This is a genomic window from Flavivirga aquimarina (assembly GCF_030540835.1).
In the GTDB taxonomy this organism is placed as follows: domain Bacteria; phylum Bacteroidota; class Bacteroidia; order Flavobacteriales; family Flavobacteriaceae; genus Flavivirga; species Flavivirga aquimarina.
Window position 1 is genome coordinate 34083 of sequence record NZ_JAUOEK010000020.1, and the last position, 15762, is coordinate 49844.

The 15762-nt window shown below is 31.4% G+C and carries 10 protein-coding genes; 9 read left to right on the forward strand and 1 reads right to left on the reverse strand.

Annotation, left to right across the window (positions count from 1 at the left end; translation table 11 throughout):
• The first annotated feature begins 797 nt into the window (after positions 1-797).
• The 3 genes from Q4Q35_RS00885 (at position 798) to Q4Q35_RS00895 (ending at position 4967) form a co-directional block, all read left to right on the forward strand.
• Positions 798-2414, forward strand: coding sequence for a hypothetical protein (locus tag Q4Q35_RS00885; protein ID WP_303276031.1), 1617 nt, complete (start codon positions 798-800; stop codon positions 2412-2414).
• Positions 2415-2417: 3 nt separating this feature from the next.
• The gene (locus tag Q4Q35_RS00890; RefSeq protein ID WP_303276032.1) at positions 2418-3776 is read left to right on the forward strand and encodes a DUF5723 family protein; all 1359 of its coding nucleotides are present in this window, start codon (positions 2418-2420) and stop codon (positions 3774-3776) included.
• A gap of 153 nt (positions 3777-3929) precedes the next feature.
• Positions 3930-4967 carry a hypothetical protein gene (locus tag Q4Q35_RS00895; RefSeq protein ID WP_303276033.1) on the forward strand — a complete coding sequence of 346 codons (1038 nt, stop codon included), beginning with the start codon at positions 3930-3932 and terminating at the stop codon, positions 4965-4967.
• Between the two features lie 187 nt (positions 4968-5154).
• Here the strand turns inward: Q4Q35_RS00895 and Q4Q35_RS00900 are convergent, their stop codons facing one another.
• Complete coding sequence (locus tag Q4Q35_RS00900) at positions 5155-5508, reverse strand: SLC5/6 family protein (protein ID WP_303276034.1); 354 nt, start codon at positions 5506-5508, stop codon at positions 5155-5157.
• Between the two features lie 195 nt (positions 5509-5703).
• Here Q4Q35_RS00900 and Q4Q35_RS00905 point away from each other — a divergent pair, with 195 nt between their 5' ends.
• The 6 genes from Q4Q35_RS00905 to Q4Q35_RS00930 all read left to right on the forward strand — a co-directional run bounded on the left by Q4Q35_RS00905 (position 5704) and on the right by Q4Q35_RS00930 (position 15735).
• The gene (locus Q4Q35_RS00905) at positions 5704-6210 is read left to right on the forward strand and encodes an aminotransferase class I/II-fold pyridoxal phosphate-dependent enzyme (RefSeq protein WP_303276035.1); all 507 of its coding nucleotides are present in this window, start codon (positions 5704-5706) and stop codon (positions 6208-6210) included.
• 53 nt (positions 6211-6263) lie between these two features.
• Positions 6264-7166 (forward strand): BPSS1187 family protein, encoded by a 903-nt coding sequence (locus tag Q4Q35_RS00910; RefSeq protein WP_303276036.1) that lies wholly within the window; start codon positions 6264-6266, stop codon positions 7164-7166.
• Positions 7167-7284: 118 nt separating this feature from the next.
• Entirely contained in the window at positions 7285-8715 is a 1431-nt protein-coding gene (locus Q4Q35_RS00915) for a tetratricopeptide repeat protein (RefSeq protein WP_303276037.1), read from the forward strand.
• Positions 8716-9341: 626 nt separating this feature from the next.
• Positions 9342-12500, forward strand: coding sequence for a SusC/RagA family TonB-linked outer membrane protein (locus Q4Q35_RS00920; RefSeq protein WP_303276038.1), 3159 nt, complete (start codon positions 9342-9344; stop codon positions 12498-12500).
• Positions 12501-12510: 10 nt separating this feature from the next.
• The gene (locus Q4Q35_RS00925) at positions 12511-13950 is read left to right on the forward strand and encodes a SusD/RagB family nutrient-binding outer membrane lipoprotein (protein WP_303276039.1); all 1440 of its coding nucleotides are present in this window, start codon (positions 12511-12513) and stop codon (positions 13948-13950) included.
• 201 nt (positions 13951-14151) lie between these two features.
• Positions 14152-15735 (forward strand): sulfatase, encoded by a 1584-nt coding sequence (locus tag Q4Q35_RS00930; RefSeq protein WP_303276040.1) that lies wholly within the window; start codon positions 14152-14154, stop codon positions 15733-15735.
• Positions 15736-15762 lie beyond the last annotated feature (27 nt).

Here is a 15762-nt window from a genome sequence, read left to right on the forward strand (position 1 = left end):
GCCATAAAAGGTTAACAAAAGGTATATATTTACCTACAAAACAAAGCATTGTGTTTTATCTATGCTTTGTTATAGGAATACAGCAATTCTGAATCTTATTTTTTTAAGTGACTTATCTAATTGGGCTCAATACAAAAAGTTGTGGAGTAATTAAAGAATAATGAACTTTGTTAGAACCTATCTTGAACTTTTAATTACACCAAAATACAAAACAGCTGTTCTTTTTCGATTGGCTAAATGGGATGAAAAAGTACGACAGGCTAAAATCAAAAGTTTTTAGAGCATAATTTAGAGGTGTTAGAAACGTAAAACTCTTCCTTTTTAGATTATCTAATATTTTTGCACAATACTAAATCCACAAGTTATTTGACTTGATCTAAAAACAGGACACGAAATAGGTCACTAAGAGGTATCATTCCCGTGAATCTACCTGTCGATATAAAAAGAAACAAAGAACACCTATAGCCAGAAGCCAGTTTAACAAAATCCCTTAAAAACCAATAGTTCATCCCACAATTAATCGGTTTCGGCACTTTTTTTAGAGCAAGCCGAGCATATGCTTTAATCTTGCATACTAATTTGTTAGAAACAAAAGTACGCTTATAATCACTATGCATAATATCTCACACCTTAACTAAAACAAATTACTAAGGCTAGATGTAAACCCTAATTTCCATAGCGTTATTAATATAAATAAATCCTTAAACAGACTTAATTTTTGATCAATTTATCATACGTAATACGGATATTATTATTTATCAAATTCATAACGACAATCCCATGTAATTAACACTAATATGAGAAAAATAAAATTTATATACATCGTATTTACATTAATACTATTATCTGTAATACAAGCTTGTGATATGAGCTATTTAGATAAAGATATAGAGGATTTTGATACGGATGCAAGTTTAGCAATTGCTGTAGGAAACATTACATATACGGTAAGTGAATTGTTTAATGAAATTGATGCGGAAGATATAGAAATTACTGAAAATAGCGATGGTATAGTTTCCTTTGTATATATGGATACTTTGACATCAGTAGCAGCTAGTGATGTTATAGAAATTCCAAATCAAAGTTTCCCCTCACAGGATTTTAGTCCAGCACTAGATATTCCTTCTCCTGGATCACCTATTGCCAAAATCATAGATCTTACCCCGTCACCATTTATTTTTGTCTTAAACGGATCAAATAATGAGGAGTTTAATAAAATAGTTTTCGATGGAGGAACTTTGCAAGTTAAAGCTGAGTCTACATTTACTGATATTGATATCAATTTAACAATAACCCTTAATTCGTTAAAATCTAATACTGATAACAGTTCTTATGAGACAACTGTATCTCTAAATGGAACGGCTCCAGAAATAATAGATATTGATTTGGCAGATTTTTGGGCAGACTTAACAGACGATGGTAATGGTGGAATCACAACCAACGCCTTTGTAATGACGGTGTCTGTTAGTATTGATCTGGGCATTGGAGATACAATAACACCTGAGCAAAAATTGTCATTTTCGTTGGATATGACGAACCTACAATTTGAAGCGATTTATGGCGATTTAAAAAATCAAACCGTAAATAGTGAAAGCCTAACTACTGACTTTGATGTTTTTGATGATTTTGGTACTGGTACGTTTCTATTTGCAGATCCAACATTGCAATTGATTATTGATAATAGTTTTGGATTTCCTTTGGGGATTGATTTTGGAAACATTGCAGCAAGTAATACTAGCGAAACCAAATTCTTATTAGGAGCTGTTACCGATACTTATCAAATTATTAATAGTCCTACACTTGCACAAGAAGGACAAACTGTAAGAAATACAATTACCATAGATAATACAAATTCAAATATTGTAGACTTATTAGCTTTAAAGCCCTCTCAATTTACAATTGATATATCTGCAACATCAAATCCAAATAGCGATTCTGCTCAAAACTTTATATTAAATACTAGTGCTTTAAGTACCTATGTTCAAGTTAATATGCCTCTGGATGTTGTTTTTGAAAATACTGAATTTGAACAAGAACTGGATAACATTAATGGAGCAGATTTTGAAGATTTAGGGGAAACTACCTTAAATATACACACCATAAATACCATTCCTTTGGGAGGCTCTCTTGAAATGGTGTTTTATAATGACAATTCTATTGTTTATACAATAACCGAACAAGTCATATTTGCTGCTGCACCAGTAGACACCAATGGTATTAGTACTGGGGCAACTACAAATACAGCGTCATTTGACATTAAAGGAGACGACATAAAAACAGCAACAAGAGCAGTCTTAAAATTAAAAATGAATACTACAAATGCTAGCTCAAACAGCCCTGTGAAATTACTAACTACAAACACTTTAGATATTAGTATTACAACAGATGTAAGTATTGATATTAATAACAACTAAGTCATGCAAAAAAAAGGAACTCTATTAATATCTGTTTTTATAGCTTTTACTATGTATAATGTAACAGCACAAGAATATTTCTCTTTTTACCAACTAAGAGATTATGTATTTCAGACACAAAGTATTTCACCTACCTATATGCCACAAAATACATTTACAATTGCAATTCCTGGTTCAAATTTTGGTGTAAACTATCAGAATGGTTTTCAATTAAAAGATGTTTTAGTAGAAAATACAAATTCAGGGGCATTAGAAATTGATCTTGGAAATCTTTTATTGCATGTTGAAAATATCAATACTTTAAAAACTAATGTCACAGGTCACCTGTTTTATATGGGTTTACGTAAAGGAAAAAATGCTTTTTCTGTATTCTTAAACACAAAAACAGATGTAAACGTTCAACTTACTAAACCTTTTTTTAATTTTTTGGCTAATGGCAATAGTTCTCAAGTGGGAGAACTTATCGATTTGGGTCATAATAAGTTTAATGCTACAGCATATCGTGAGATTGGTTTTGGGTATGTAAGAACCTTTTTAGACAATAAATTTAAAGTAGGATTTAACCTAAGGTTTTTAGGCGGAGTTTTTCACGCATCAACACAGCATAATGCAGAACTAACGTTATTGACTAAAGCAGATACTTATAATTGGGAAATGACAGCCCAAAATGCTACTGTAAATACTGCAGGGCTTGATTTAATTATAAATAAAGATAATTACCCTAATAATGCATTAACTTCATATATTTTTGGAAATAAAAACAGAGGAATAGCCTTCGATCTTGGTGCATCTTACCAACTAAGCAAAAAGTTTATAATAGAGATTTCTACTAATGATATAGGAAGTATTACATGGAAAGAGCACGTTATTAATTACAATATTGAAGATGGAAGTGGAACATTTACCGGTTTAGATTTAAAAGACATAGACGATGTCGAACAGGCATTTGAAAATGAGCTAAGTACTATTTTTACAACCAATGAGACACAAAGGTCTTTTAAAACAAAATTAGGTGTTAAATCATATGTCTCTACTTCTTACTTACCAAATAAAAAAAACAGGTTTAGTCTTACTGGTTTTAACAATTACACTTTTAATGATTTTTCTCCCTCTTTTGCATTAGCCTATAATCGCACCTTAAAAAGATCAACTTTTGGTGTAACAAGCAGTTTTGGTGGACACCAAAAACCCATAGGCTTTGGAGGCAATTTTGCAGTTTCTTTAGGTGCATTACAAATATATGCTGCAACAGATAATATAATAAGTAAGGTTGAGAATGTATATAATGCTGATTTTCGGTTTGGAATAAATTTGAATTTAGGATATAAAAAATGGGTAAAAGAAGATAAACCTGAAGGGTAAAATCAGACAATCAAGAGTTTATTTAAAAATATTGAAATCATATAAAAATTGTTTACCAATTATAGATAAGCTATATAAATAATATTCTAAAAAAGCAGTAATCCAAATTAAAATTTTTAATCGAAAAAATATCAAAATCATAAAATTATTACGATGAATGCTAAAGACAACACTTCAGAAGAAATTGATTTAGGTCAATTATTCAAACTTATAGGAAAAGCAATTAATACTTTTTTTAACTGTATAGCGATTTTTTTTAAAACTATATATCATTTTTTTATTTTATTCCTTCAGTTCCTCAGAGTTCATCTTTTTAAATTTTTTGTAGCGGCTGTTCTTGGTATCGGAGTTGGAGGATTCATGGATAATAAAATGTTACCTCGATATAGATCTTCAATGATTGTAAAACCTAATTTTAACAGTACACAACTATTATATAATAATATTGAATTTTATAATCAATTGATAAAAGAACAAGAAAATAAGGCACTTGCAAAAGCATTACACATTTCCGAATCTAAAGCTGAAGATCTGAAAAAAATAAAAATATTTTCACTTTCAGATGAAATATACCAAATAGAACAATTTAGTGAGTTTATTCGAAATCTAGATTCTATATCACAAAAAAATGTGGATTATAAAGACTACTTAAAGAACTTTAAAGAAACTAATGCAGAATATCATCAAATCGAAATAGAAGCAACAACTTCTGGAATTGCAAAAAAATGCCAAAAAGCAATAGTTACGTCTGTAGAGAATAATGAATACTTCGGGCTAATGAAAGAGGCTAATGATGAAAATATTGCACTTAGAGACTCTATGATAAAACAGGAAGATAAGGAAATTAATAATCTACAAACATTTTATAAAAAAATAAAAGTCTTAGAAGCCAAAAAGCTAGATGGGACAACAAATATTAATTTAGCAGAGAATAAAACCGAGGAAGCGTTGGAAATAAAACTGCTTGACCAGAAAAGAAAATTAAAAGATGAAAAAATTAATTTGAACTTGGAGAAAACAGATACAAAAAACATCATTAATATCGTTTCTAAATTCGAAGATAGAGGTGTATTAATAAAGGATTTATATTATAAAAAAATTATTTTTATACCCATCTTATTTGTTGGTATTTTGTTTTTGGTACTAGTTATGATTCCATTAAATAAATATTTGATAAATTATAATAAATAATAAAATGCTAGTATAGAACTCATCTTGTGCACTAAAGCCAAAAAGAACTATTTAAGAACAAAACCTACTTTATAAAATCTAGATTTCCTTCGTTAAAAATTCAATTTTCTAATTCCAAAATAGTTTATACAATACAACTAATATTAGCATGATTGCGAATGCTCCTATATTAAACAAAGGGCTTGTTTTAAATAACTCTTTTGTAATTTCTATACCTGTTTTCATCGTCTTTCCCTTTATGTTGAACCAAACTAACCGCAATAATAACCACCATAGTTAAAACAGCTGTTAATCCCATTTGATCCATCCAAGGCATACTAGTAGACTTAAAAGCAACTGCAATAGGAATTGAAGCTAAAGCACCAATAATTGCAGCTTTGTTCGTTGTTTTCTTCCAAAATAAACCTAGCATAAATACCGCTAAAATATCTGGAGACACAATGCCTGTATATTCTTGAATAAATTGGAATGCTTGATCAATACCACCTAATAAAGGTGCCATAACACAAGCTATAACAAGAGCAACTCCTGCTACCTTCATTAAATCATAATACTATCATCACTCCTCTTCCAGATAAAATCACTTTAAAAACATACTCTTTATCAATGAAAAAGGATATAATATCCTATATCTATTAAAAAAAAGACAATAACACTTATTTTAAGGATAAATAGCAATAATAGTATTAAAACAAAGTGATATCATATAAATTTGATCTTTTACAAAGTCAAATAAATGAAACTTGAAAAAATATTAATCACTGGTGCCAAGGGTCAATTAGGCTCTGTTTTAACACAAAAACTACAAGAGAAATGGGGCGTAAATAATGTTATCTCGTCAGATTTACGTCTTAACACTGAGTTTAATGGTAACTATAAAAAACTTGATGTCACAGACTTTGATGCATTAAAAGATATTGTAACAAAATTAACTAATTTAAGAGATAAACTAGAAGCCAACACTAATTTCTTCCGATCTAAAATGGCCAGTGTTGGATTTAATATAAATAAAGGCACACCCCCCATTGTTCCAATTATGTTAGGTGATCCAAAAATTGCTCAAGAATTTGTTAAACGCCTTTTAGAAGAAGGTATCTATGTTATCGGATTCTTTTTCCCTGTAGTTCCTAAAGGCAAAGCCCGAATTAGAGTTCAACTTTCTGCAAAGCATAGCAAAAAACAAATTGAAAACGCTATTAATGCATTTGTTAAAGTAGGCAAAGAACTAAAGATCATTGGATAAACACTTTGTATTATAATTTCGCACCTCCAATTAAGAATTATTAAATTTTAAAAATGAAAAACTATTTTACTTTACCAATACTATTTATATTACTATTATTTAATTGCTCTAGTTCCAAAACAGATGTTACACTTCAAACACCTCAAAATATTGTTTTTAAAATTAAGCCATCTAAAACAGATTTCAGGATTAAAACTGCTGACACACCGCACTACATTACTTACAACCCATCTATAAACCAAGGAAAGCTTCTCCTTTTTTTAGCTGGAACCTATGGAGTTGCTACAAAAGGCCCTAAAAATCTTTTTAAGACCGCTATAGAACAAGGGTATCGTGTAATAAACTTGCAATATATAACCAACATTTCAGTATCTCGAATATGTAGTGGAGAAACATTAACGAACAACTCTAGTTGTGCTGAGGAATTTAGACAAAAGAGAATTTACGGAGACAACGATTTTTCATTGATTCTTGATGAACCACAAGATGCCATAGTTAATAGACTCACCAAATTATTGATTTACCTCTCAAAGAATGATAAAAAAGGAAATTGGGAATTTTATCTAGAAAACGGTCATCCAAAATGGGAACAAATTGCAGTTTCAGGACAGTCACAAGGTGGTGGAATGGCAGCGTATATTGCTAAAAAACAACGTGTCCCAAGAGTTATTGTTTTTTCTGGTGGTTGGGATTATTCTACCACAGACAGAAAAGAAATAGCAAATTGGTATTATACTAGTAGCGTTACTCCCTACAACTGTTGGTATGGTACTTACCATGTTAAAGAACCTACAGCCACTACCATTGAAAAAACCTATATAGCCATGAATATTCCAGAAAATCATGTTTATGGTTTAGATTTAGCTGTACCAGATGGAAAAAAAGCACATTCCAATGGAGTACGAAATATTAATTATAAAAACCTATGGATTAAAATGCTTGGAAAAGGGAACTAATTTTTTTGTAGCTTAGGAGCAAGTTTTTCTACCCCAAAATAGAGATCTTTGTAATGGTATCCAATTCTATATGGGTGCAACGATAAAGATTTCATGTATAGCAAAACAATCTATATAAATGAAAAATAAGTATATTTTATTGTTGCTTTTTATTTTTCCACTTATTGGAAATGCACAACTATATACAAAGAAACAAATAGATAGTATACTACAAGAAGAGGTTTCACTTATTAGAGACGGAAAGTTAGAAGACGCTTTGCTTTTAAATATTGATTTAGCAGAACAGTCAGCAAAAATAAACTATGATAATGGTGTCTCCATAGCATACATTCGAATAGCTAACATTTTATGTATGATTGGCAGACATTTAGAAAGTTTAAAGTATTTAAATCTAGCAGATAAAAAAGTGTCTGTAAAAAATGATCCTTTATTAAAAATAAGAATTTATTCTATTTATGGCAGGAACTATTCAGCTTTAAAAATCATCAAAAAATCTATTGACTATTTTAACAAAGGAATTGATTTATGCAAAAAAACAAGCCCCATAAATAACAGGCTTTTATCCAATATGTATAGCAATAAAGCCTCTGCATTTTTAAGCACTGATAATAAATTAGATTCTACATTAATCTATCTTCATAAAGCTATCAAAACTAAAGAATCTCCTTTTAGATATGCAGTCTTAGCAAATTATTATTTAAAAGTAAAAATAAACAATGATTCAGCTACGAGTTACCTTAATAAGTGTAAGGAATTGATGCAACGATACGACGTTACCGAATATCATAAATCCATTATTTTACAAGCTCAAGCCAATTTATATAAATCCACAGGAAACTACAATGCTGCTATAGATTATTATCAACAATCTCTAGATATTTCTCATCAAATAAAAAAATATTTAGAAATTCGCCTATCCTATAAATTAATGTCAGAAACTTATGAGTTACTAAGAGAAGAAAAAAAATCTCATGAATATCTTGTAAAGTATACGCAATTTAGTGATAGCATAAATAATCTATATAAAAAAGATTTAGATATTATTATAAACAACTTTTTAAAAGAACAAGAAGATACTCACCAAAAAACCGAAAACAGAATGAGTTTCTTATTTGGAGTAAGTATATTGCTTTCTATTGTAATTATAATAGTAATTACTTATTACTATAGAAAAAAACGATTGTCCTTAATTACAGAAAAAGAAAAAGTCATTAAACAAAAGGAAATTGAAAGTGATGAGTTAAAACAAAAAATAAACGAAGCTTTTACCGAATTAACATCTTTGGCTAAAAACAACGACCCTTCTTTTTTAGTTCGATTTCAAGAAATATATCCTAACGTATGCGAAGAATTATTGAAAATCAACCCTAAATTAGTAAATACAGAATTATCATTATGTGCAATGATTTGGCTTAATTTTTCTTCAAAAGATATTGCAACCTATACATTTGTTCAGCCAAAAACAGTACAAACAAAAAAGTATAGATTGCGCAAAAAACTTAAAATTCCATCTGATAAAAATATATATTCATGGCTTAAAGGGCTATAATTATATAATAAATTGATAGCGTTTTATACGACACACTTCTTTTAGACGCTATATTTTCTTATCCATATCTTTTTATCGACTTCAATAAATTTATTAGAATGGGCATATCTGTATGAAAAATACTAGAATTGAAATCTACTTTATAATATCTCAAAAAAAATTAACAAATTTCTTAAATCAATAATCTCCTTCAGCCAGAATCAAGAGAGATTCGTAAAGATATTTTGTTATATTCTTTGTTCCAAAAGGCAACATTAAAACTCTGTTAATCACGTTCCTCCTCAATAATTATCGAGATTCACGGCAACAACCATTACAACGAAAACATTCTCGATCGGCAGAGACTCTCAAGGCAAACACCTCAAGAAATTCTTTAACGCCGATAATTTTGAATATTTATGCCTTTTAGCCCATAAAACAGACAAAACAACTTGATGTAGTACATATGTAACCTCATATTTTTCCAATTTCATGTTTTTTGAAGTTACTTTACCTCAATCACCTCTCGAAAGTTTAACTAATCAGAAATTCATCCATTTAATATATGGCTAACCTCGAATGTGATAATTGGTCGCACTTAAAACCAAATAAACTATTAACTAAACAAACTATGAAAACAAACAACTATGAAAACAAACAGTAGAAAGTTATTTATTTTATTTCTTGCAATTCAATTCGTGACAATAAAGTTCGCTTTTTCTCAAGAAAAAAATATTTCAGGAACAGTTACAGATGAAGAAGGTATTCCTGCTGCAGGTGTAAACATTATACTAAAGGGAACTTCATTAGGTACCCAAACAGACTTTGACGGTAATTACGCACTAACTACAAAACAGGGAGAAACATTAGTTTTCTCTTATTTGGGTATGAAAACTCAAGAAAAAATCATTGGCAGTTCTTCTGTGATAAATATTACAATGATTTCCGATACACAAGCACTAGATCAGGTAATTGTAACCGCTTTGGGTATTGAGAGGTCAGAAAAAACTTTAGGATATGGTGTGTCTACAGTAAAAGCTGAAGATTTTAACGTTGCCAGAGAAACTGATGTTCTTCAGGGTTTACAAGGTAAAATATCTGGAGTTCAAATCACAGGACAAGGTGGTGGTTTAGGTTCGTCTACTAAAATTACAATTCGAGGTTTAACACGTATTAGTGGAGATAATTCTCCGCTTTGGGTTGTAGACGGTGTTCAAATATCCGACAATAATGATTTTAGTGGATCAAGAATAACAGGAGCCATAGATTATGGAAACAGGGCTCAAGATATTAACCCAGATGACATTGAATCTCTTACCGTATTAAAAGGCGCATCTGCTGCTGCATTATATGGTTCTAGAGCTTCAAATGGGGTTATTATAGTCAACACAAAAAAAGGTAAAGGAAAAACGGTTGTAAGTTACAGTTCTGTAGTCCGGTTTGACAGCCCGCTTAGACTTCCTGATTTTCAAAATACCTACGGCCCAGGAGGTCTAGGTATATATGATGAAAATAATGGAGATACTATACAAGAAGCTTCTGCTGGTTGGGGACCTGCCATATCTAATGGAGGCACTTACACAGACTATGCTGGTAATTCACAAACCTTCAAGTCTAATCCTGATCTACAAAAAGATTTTTATGAGCTTGGTTCTACCATAGTTCAAAGTTTTTCTATAGCAGGAAGCTCTAATAAAGGCTTAAATGATTATAGAGTGAGTACATCATATTCTACACAAGAAGGTATATTGCCTGGTGCATCACTTGATAGGCTAAATATTGGGCTTAATTCTGGCGCTCAGCTTTCTGATAATTTAAGTTCTAGATTTACTATGAAGTATGTAAATTCGAGCCTTGAAGGTGCTATAGCACAAGGTGCGAATGACCCTAATGTTTTAACTAGTATTATCAATAGATTACCAAGAACAACAGACCTTAGTGTTTTTAAACCTTGGATTGCTGAAAATGGAGAAGATCAATTAGCGCCTGTTAATGCTGATGGCACTAATAATCCGTATTGGATTGTCAATGAAAATCAAAGAACTAGTGATACAGAACGGTTTTTCGGAAATATAAATCTTGATTTTACACCTGTAAAAAACCTTTCTTTGCTTGGTAGAGTTGGTTATGATACATATAATACTAAGCACTTTTCAAACAATCATAAAGGCACTATAGGAAGGCTTGATGGTGAATACCGAGATAATTTTATTAGTAGACAGGAATTAACTCTTGACTTTTTAACAACTTATGATAATACTTTTGGTGAATTTGATGTTACATTAAGAGGTGGTACGCAATGGAATCAAAGAACAGTGGAGCGCAGTGGAAATCTAGCTGTAGGACTTACCATTCCTGAACTTTTTGACCCAGGAAATGTGGATTCTAATTCACCTACAAAAAGTTTTTCTCAAAAAAGAATTTTAGGGGTTTTTGGAGACTTAACATTAACTTATAAAAATTGGTTGTCTCTAAATGCTACTGCTAGAAACGATTGGTCATCTACCTTACCAAAAGGAGCGAATAGTTATTTTTACCCTTCTATAGCGTTAAGTTTTATATTTTCGGATGCTCTTGGAATTGAAAGCAATATTTTTAGCTATGGCAAATTAAGAGGAAACTGGGCAAACGTTGGTAGTGATACAGACCCGTATGAATTAGATTTTTTATATACTCCCCAGACTGGATTTGCAGGACAATTTAATACACGTGGTACATTCCCTTTTGATGGACAATTGGCCTTCTCTGGACCTAATACACTTCCAAATGTGAATTTAAGACCTGAAAATCAAACAAATTATGAGGTTGGAATTGAATTAGGGTTTTTTAAAAATAGATTTACCATAGACGCTACTTATTATAGAAACGTAACTACAGATCAAATCATAGATTTATTAGTGCCATCTTCATCTGGCTATAGTAGATCTACGGTTAATTTAGGTAAAATATCTAATAAAGGTTTCGAATTAGAAGTAGGTGCTAAAATTATTAGACACAAAGATTTTAAATGGAATTTAAATTATAATTTTTCTACTAACGAAACCATAGTAGATGAATTTGGTCAAGGTATAGATGTGTACACATTGGCTTCTTCTTTTGGTGGTTTAATAGTAGGTGCTTCAGAAGGTGAATCTATAGGATTATATGGAAACCGATTTGCTAGAGCGGTTGACGAAGATGGAAATACAATTGAAGATCAAATTCTAGTAAACAGTAATGGCTTGCGTTTTGAAGGTGAGAATGAACGTTTAGGAGATATATTTCCAGATTTCACAATGGGACTTACATCAGTGTTTAGTTATAAAGGTTGGAGATTATCGACAACATTTGACTGGAAAGAAGGTGGGATTATGTATTCAAATACAGTTTCTAACTTAAGAGTCACTGGTTTGGCTGAAGAAACAGCTGTAGATAGAGAAACCCTTTTTGTTGACCCTAACACTTTTATTGATAACGGAGATGGTACATATTCACCAAATACAACACCAATTTCAAGTGTTCAAGAATACTGGTCAAGTTTTTCTGCATCAAGAATACATGAAAGTAATGTTTTTGATGCCACTTATATTAAATGGCGAGAATTAGGACTTTCATATACATTTAATAAAGAACAACTTAAAAAATCACCTTTTACATCATTAAGACTTGGTTTACAGGGAAGGAATTTAGCAATTTTCAATACAAGTGTACCTCATATCGACCCAGAAACCAACTTATTTGGAGCTGGAAGTAATGGTGCTGGTATTGAATACAATGGTTTACCTTCTTCAAAAAGTATTGGGTTTAATGTTCAAGTTAAATTTTAAAAAACAAAACATGAAAAATATAGTTTTAAAAATAAAATACGCATTTTTACTAGTCTTAATAATGTTTAGTTTAAATGCTTGTGATAGCGAATTGGCAGATATAAATGTAAACCCCTTAGCTGCAACGTCTATACCTCCAGATCTTCTATTCCCTGAGGTTATAGTAAATTTTTCTTCCGTAAGAACTATCGAATTTGCAGGCTGGAATATGCATGCGCAACAATGGTGTGGTAGCGGCGGCACATGGAGAGCTAGAAGTAGATATATACTAGGAGTGCCATCTTTAAACAATGGATGGACAGGATGGTATACAACTTGTTTAAAAAATCTGTCTTTAGTAGAATTATTAGTTGAAACTGATAAGCCTCAAAACCAATATATAATTGGGCAATCTAAGATATTAGAAGGTTTTATTTATTCCAACCTAACTCAAGTATGGGGAGAAATACCTTTTACAGAGGCTGTTAACCCTGTTTTATATCCTTTCCCGAAGTACGATTCTCAAGAAACCGTTATGGAAGGTATTATAACGTTAATGGATGAGGGCGTTGCCATTTTAGAGCAAGATTTAGATTCGGATATTATTACCGATTCCGATTTGATTTTTAAAGGTGATAAACAAGCATGGATACGTTGGGCGAATTCTATTAAACTAAAAATGCTGATGTTTCTTGCTAATAAAAAAGATGTATCTTCTCGACTTCAAGGTTTAGTAAGTAGTCCATTAATTTTTACTAAAAACCAAGAAGCTAAATTAGCTTATAGCACTACTATTGGTAACGAAAACCAAAGATGGCGTTTTATTCAAAGGTTTTGGGGTGGAAATATTAACTTATGGTTTGCAGGTAAACCGTTAGTTGACCTTATGAATAACTTAAACGATCCGCGTTTGGCAACATACTTTGATCTTAATCGAAATAATGTATATGAAGGCAAAGTACAAGGCCAGAACGGTTTTGCCAATATTTCTAAAATAAATGTAAATAATATACTTCCAGATTCCCCTGATAGATTTTCAACAGCATCTGAAACTTATTTTTTATTAGCTGATGCTGCTGCCAATGGTTATATCTCAGGTGGATTAGCACAAGCAAATACATGGTTTATTGAAGGTGTTCAATTGGCATTGGATTACTTTGACGGTTCTTTAGGTGAGATTTCACAAACCGATAAAGATACTTATATGGCAAGTTTACCTGATTTAACAACATTAACTACAGCTGAGGCTTTAGACTATATTAACGATCAGCACTATATATCTTTATTTGGTAATGGGCTAGAAGCTTGGAATTTATGGAAAAGAACAAAATCTGTTGATTTCGATGTTCCCGCAAATTCTGGAGCTGTAGATGTTATTAGACGCTATACTTACCCAACAAACGAGGCAGGATCCAACCCAAATACTCCTGAAGGAGTAACGATCGAAACTCCTATGTGGTTTGAGAAATAAATAATACATATCCATCTAAATAGTAATAAGCCAGTGTTTTTTTTATTTTGAATTAGTTTTTTCTAGCAATGTTTAAGATTAAAAAAGAGACATTAAAATAGCTGGCTTATTATTTAAGAATCTAATTAAGTTTAAATGTATTCTAGATGCTATGTTATATTTCACTTTAATTAAATACCATTATATTTTAAAATATATCACATGAGGATTTCACCAATATTTATTTGTTTAATTATCGCTATTACTTCTTGTAATAATCAAAACAAAAGTGTTCCGATACAAACGAGCGTATCGAAACAACAGCCAAATATCATTTTTTTATCGATAGACGATTTAAGACCAGATCTTGGATGTTATGGAAATGAAGAAATCAAAACTCCAAATATTGATGCTTTGGCATCCTCTTCTATGGTTATGTTAAATACACATAGTCAAGCTGCGGTGTGTGCGCCATCAAGAGCGAGTACAATGCTTGGATACAGACCAGACTCAACCCGAGTTTGGCATTTAGGTGATAAGTTTAGAGAAATAAACCCTAATGCTGTAACCATGCCACAATATTTTAAAAAATCGGGGTATTATACAGTAAACATAGGTAAGATATTCCATAATTATATGCCAGATTCTGTTTCTTGGGATGAGCCAGACTTAAAGCCGGCACCATACAATACAAAATTGTATGCGTATAGAGATGCAGAAACGTACTATTACACCAAAGAAGCTCTCAATATTCAAAAAGAAGCTAGAGCCATTGTAAAAGCTAAAAGGAAAGGGATAATATACGGAGATGGGTGGAATAAAGGGCCAGCTATTGAGAGTGCCGACCTTCCCGATTCATTGTATTATGATGCTATGCAAACACAATTAGCATTAAAAACTATAGACCGCATTAAAGATAAAAAACAACCCTTTTTTATGGGGTTAGGCTTTTATAGACCTCATTTACCTTTTGTTGCTCCAAAAAAATATTGGGATTTATATCCAGTAGGTTCTGTTACACCTGCAGCTAACCTTAAATTGCCTAAAAATGCACCTGTAATGTCGGCTAATTCTAACTATGAATTAAGAGGATACTCTAATCCACATAAAATTGGAAGGCCAGAAGACGCTCCTTTACCAGCCACGTATGCCGACACCTTAAAAAGAGGCTATTATGCAAGTGTAAGTTTTGTTGATGCTTGTTTAGGCAAATTGGTAAAAGGGCTTAAAGAAAGAGGTCTATATGATAATACGATTATTGTTATTTGGGGAGATCATGGTTGGAAATTAGGCGATCATAATGGTTGGGGTAAAATGACAAATTTTTATATAGATACCCATGTTCCTCTTATAATAAAACAAGCCAATCAAAAAGAAGGCAAACGCATTGAAGCACTAACTGAACTGGTTGATATATTCCCAACACTTTGCGATTTATCTGCTGTTAATAAAGCAGATTATTTTCAAGGAACTAGTATAACCCCGCTATTTGAAAACCCCGATTTAGAATGGAAAGACGCCGTTTTTACACAATTTAGAAGACGTAAAAAAGTATCAAAAGATAAAAAAGAATATATGGGATATTCTATGCAAACAAAACAATATCATTACATACAATGGTACCGATGGAACAATGAGACAAAAGAAAAAGGAGCCTTTTCAGCATCAGAATTATATGACCATTATTCAGACCCATCTGAGACAGTAAATATTGTAGATAATCCTGAAAATATTGAACTCACTAAAACACTGTCAATACAACTATCTAAAGGATGGAAAGGTGCACTGCCAAAAAACAAGTCATAATTTAATTTTAAATAAGACTAATAAATT

Excerpts from the sequence above, each read along its gene's own strand:
- Q4Q35_RS00885 (WP_303276031.1), top strand. The coding sequence starts at position 798 with ATGAGAAAAATAAAATTTATATACATCGTATTTACATTAATACTATTA.
- Q4Q35_RS00890 (WP_303276032.1), top strand. The coding sequence starts at position 2,418 with ATGCAAAAAAAAGGAACTCTATTAATATCTGTTTTTATAGCTTTTACT.
- Q4Q35_RS00895 (WP_303276033.1), top strand. The coding sequence starts at position 3,930 with ATGAATGCTAAAGACAACACTTCAGAAGAAATTGATTTAGGTCAATTA.
- Q4Q35_RS00900 (WP_303276034.1), bottom strand. The coding sequence starts at position 5,508 with ATGAAGGTAGCAGGAGTTGCTCTTGTTATAGCTTGTGTTATGGCACCT.
- Q4Q35_RS00905 (WP_303276035.1), top strand. The coding sequence starts at position 5,704 with ATGAAACTTGAAAAAATATTAATCACTGGTGCCAAGGGTCAATTAGGC.
- Q4Q35_RS00910 (WP_303276036.1), top strand. The coding sequence starts at position 6,264 with ATGAAAAACTATTTTACTTTACCAATACTATTTATATTACTATTATTT.
- Q4Q35_RS00915 (WP_303276037.1), top strand. The coding sequence starts at position 7,285 with ATGAAAAATAAGTATATTTTATTGTTGCTTTTTATTTTTCCACTTATT.
- Q4Q35_RS00920 (WP_303276038.1), top strand. The coding sequence starts at position 9,342 with ATGAAAACAAACAGTAGAAAGTTATTTATTTTATTTCTTGCAATTCAA.
- Q4Q35_RS00925 (WP_303276039.1), top strand. The coding sequence starts at position 12,511 with ATGAAAAATATAGTTTTAAAAATAAAATACGCATTTTTACTAGTCTTA.
- Q4Q35_RS00930 (WP_303276040.1), top strand. The coding sequence starts at position 14,152 with ATGAGGATTTCACCAATATTTATTTGTTTAATTATCGCTATTACTTCT.